Here is a 2,723-nt window from a genome sequence, read left to right on the forward strand (position 1 = left end):
GGGTGCATGGGTGCATGGGTGCATGGGTGCATGGGTGCATGGGTGCATGGGTGCATGGGTGCATGGGTGCATGGGTGCATGGGTGCATGGGTGCATGGGTGCATGGGTGCATGGGTGCATGTGCCACCTACACACCCCTTCTCTAGGGGTTACTACTTAGAAAATAAATTGCGATAGTTCTTGCGCGTCTGCTAAAAAGTTAGCTACAATAGAGCCACTGAGTCAGATAACGCAACGCAAAGGAACCCGCACCATGACCCGCAACGAATTCACCGTCAACGAAGCCCTTGCAGCACAAGCCGCAGAGCGGGCCCGCTGGGCGGCCGCCCTGGCGCCTGCCGCAAAAGCCATCGGCCAGCGTCGCGCAGTGCGTAAAAGCCTGATCGCCCGCTTGCTGGGTTTGTAAACCGTCAACCGCAAATAGGAGAAAACACCATGAATGCAATCCAATCTAACGCGCAACGCTGGGTGAAACACGGCGCGTATGAAATTCGCTCGAATGCTGAATTGTGCATTCAAGCGGAATTGCGTAAGGCCGGTTTGATTCCAATGGGCGCTACGATTGTAGAGATTAATTTTCACGGCGAAGATTGCGTTTTTGTCGAAACGTCCAACGGCGGGGAATTCACTATTAACGTGAATACCGGTCACATTAACCAATGCTGAACATTTAGGAGAAAACCATGCAAGCTATCCGCACCAAATATCACGGCCCTACCGATACTAAAGGTTCGCGTATCAGCGCGCAATGCGAAGCCGGACGCATTTATGTGTCCTATGACCACGCGCTTAATATTTACGGTAACCATAAAGCCGCATGCGATGCGCTGGTGAAGAAACTGGGTTGGGATGCCGACCATTACGACGATATGGTCGGTGGTGAATTCGACGGCGCACATTACTGGGTTTTCGACGATAAGCGTTTGAAAGCCATTGATGCATGGGTGCAATTTACGCGCAAGGGTACACCTACTGGCAACCCATGGTCAAAGCCTGAATTCCGCGCGCTTGTCGAATGCGTGGCACGTTCGCAAGGGTTCTATGGCACTGCATTGGATTTTGTTGATAAGCGCGACGGGGAATAATCCATGAATGATTATCTTGCAGCAATCCTAACCGGCCTTCTTTTTAGTTTGCCGCTTCTGGTTGATTTTATTTTGAGGGGTTGATTTTATTTTGAGGGGTTGATTATGAAAACATACGCATCACACGGCGGGACGCTTTACCCGCTTGCAAAAACATATGCCGATAATGAAACTTTGCCAGAAAATCGAGAACTGATTTCATATTGTGCGGAATATGCAAACCCGACAGACAATTACGCACACGCTGCTACTTGCACACTATATCGTGTGCCAGGTGTTGGTTATATTGCAGCAGGTGTAAGACCGTACCGCCATCCTAACCAGCCTTCTTTTTAGTTTGCCGCTTTTAGTTGATTTTATTTTGAGGGGTTGATTATGAAACGCGCTATTTCCCTTGCCACGGCAAAAGCCCAGTATCAGCAACGCTACGCCATGGAGCATATCCCGGCATGGGCACGCAAACCCTGCAACGGTCAGTTCTACGCGCCGGGATATGTCTCGGATGCGGAGTGGTACGAAAACACCATTTTTCCGGGGGAGAAGGGTAAACCGCGCGACGACGACCATTGCGAAAGCCGCAACCAATCGTGGCCGCTGGGGCAGTGGTTGAAGCAACCCGCGCCACCTTATGCCGCGCCACACATGTGGGCAGCACACAAATAAAAACGCCAGCGAATAGCCCTTATGTACGGGGCTATTACCGGGCGTTTTTGCCCCCTGTTATTTATCAAGGAGTGAACTGATATGGCTGAAACCGAAGAATTTGAATTGCACGCCGCAAAGGCATTTTTTGCCAGTGCGTGGGCGGATGCTGCCGATGAGTCCGAAGATTCACCCATCGGCGCAGGTACTGAAATTTTTGATGTAATGCCCGATGAAATCGACCCCGCTGCAATGCACGCCGCGCGGACCCTGCGCATGGATATGGAACGCGAAAACGGTCTAAGCATCGGCGACTTGCTGGGGCTGATTGAGCGCGATGGTGACGGCGACCGACCCAACACAATCGACCACTTCGGTCACTATGCCGCAATGCAAGCCATGGGTCACGGTGTTGGACTTAACGATGCTTTCGGGCCTGATGTGTACGAAGCCATCAAGGTGCCTTATGTTGAGTTTGGCTCACACTCACTCAGCCGCGACTATTTCTAAGGGGATTGCAGCATGAAACAAAAACGCTATTTTGCCGTGCACGCCTTCGGGTTTCCCGGTCACCCCTTCCCAAAATTTTGGGATGCTTACCCCACTCTGCAGCATGCGCGCAACGCAGCACGGCAGGCTANGGTCACCCCTTCCCAAAATTTTGGGATGCTTACCCCACTCTGCAGCATGCGCGCAACGCAGCACGGCAGGCTATCAAGGACGGATGGCGCGAATGTGAGATTCTGCGCGACAAACCCCGCGTGCCGGGCAATGTCGGCATTGAACGTGAGACCGTAGAAACTTTGAGGAGCGCATCGTGAAAAAAGCAGACTATGCCGCACTGGCGGCCGTACTCCAAGACCGCATAGCTGAAGCCCGCGCGCGCGGCTGGGTGCAAGCCGAGTCGGAACTTCGATTGGTGGCCTGCGAGCTGGCCCGCACGCTCAACGTCAACCGAGCAGAATTCCTGAAGGCGTGCGGTATCGAGCCATAGCC

Annotated in this window: 7 protein-coding genes; all 7 read left to right on the forward strand. The window is 53.0% G+C overall.

Annotation, left to right across the window (positions count from 1 at the left end; genetic code table 11):
* Nucleotides 1–253 precede the first annotated feature (253 nt).
* Nucleotides 254–406 (forward strand): hypothetical protein, encoded by a 153-nt coding sequence (locus I6F45_RS21100; protein ID WP_181870850.1) that lies wholly within the window; start codon nt 254–256, stop codon nt 404–406.
* Nucleotides 407–435: 29 nt separating this feature from the next.
* Nucleotides 436–666, forward strand: coding sequence for a hypothetical protein (locus I6F45_RS21105; RefSeq protein WP_114488788.1), 231 nt, complete (start codon nt 436–438; stop codon nt 664–666).
* A gap of 17 nt (nt 667–683) precedes the next feature.
* Entirely contained in the window at nt 684–1,085 is a 402-nt protein-coding gene (locus I6F45_RS21110; protein WP_114488787.1) for a hypothetical protein, read from the forward strand.
* Between the two features lie 105 nt (nt 1,086–1,190).
* Nucleotides 1,191–1,421: a hypothetical protein gene (locus tag I6F45_RS21115; protein WP_197162027.1), complete on the forward strand. Its 231-nt coding sequence runs from the start codon at nt 1,191–1,193 to the stop codon at nt 1,419–1,421.
* 39 nt (nt 1,422–1,460) lie between these two features.
* Nucleotides 1,461–1,748, forward strand: coding sequence for a hypothetical protein (locus tag I6F45_RS21120; RefSeq protein ID WP_197162030.1), 288 nt, complete (start codon nt 1,461–1,463; stop codon nt 1,746–1,748).
* Between the two features lie 81 nt (nt 1,749–1,829).
* Nucleotides 1,830–2,237, forward strand: a complete 408-nt coding sequence (locus I6F45_RS21125) for a hypothetical protein (RefSeq protein ID WP_197162032.1) — start codon at nt 1,830–1,832, stop codon at nt 2,235–2,237.
* Between the two features lie 307 nt (nt 2,238–2,544).
* Complete coding sequence (locus I6F45_RS21130) at nt 2,545–2,721, forward strand: hypothetical protein (RefSeq protein ID WP_181870851.1); 177 nt, start codon at nt 2,545–2,547, stop codon at nt 2,719–2,721.
* Nucleotides 2,722–2,723: the final 2 nt, after the last annotated feature.

This window comes from Pseudoalteromonas sp. SWYJZ19 (genome assembly GCF_015864375.1).
GTDB lineage: Bacteria > Pseudomonadota > Gammaproteobacteria > Enterobacterales > Alteromonadaceae > Pseudoalteromonas > Pseudoalteromonas arctica.

What these genes read in the sequence shown, in the direction of transcription:
- I6F45_RS21115 (WP_197162027.1), top strand. Translation starts at nt 1,191, where the DNA reads ATGAAAACATACGCATCACACGGCGGGACGCTTTACCCGCTTGCAAAA.
- I6F45_RS21105 (WP_114488788.1), top strand. Translation starts at nt 436, where the DNA reads ATGAATGCAATCCAATCTAACGCGCAACGCTGGGTGAAACACGGCGCG.
- I6F45_RS21120 (WP_197162030.1), top strand. Translation starts at nt 1,461, where the DNA reads ATGAAACGCGCTATTTCCCTTGCCACGGCAAAAGCCCAGTATCAGCAA.
- I6F45_RS21100 (WP_181870850.1), top strand. Translation starts at nt 254, where the DNA reads ATGACCCGCAACGAATTCACCGTCAACGAAGCCCTTGCAGCACAAGCC.
- I6F45_RS21110 (WP_114488787.1), top strand. Translation starts at nt 684, where the DNA reads ATGCAAGCTATCCGCACCAAATATCACGGCCCTACCGATACTAAAGGT.
- I6F45_RS21125 (WP_197162032.1), top strand. Translation starts at nt 1,830, where the DNA reads ATGGCTGAAACCGAAGAATTTGAATTGCACGCCGCAAAGGCATTTTTT.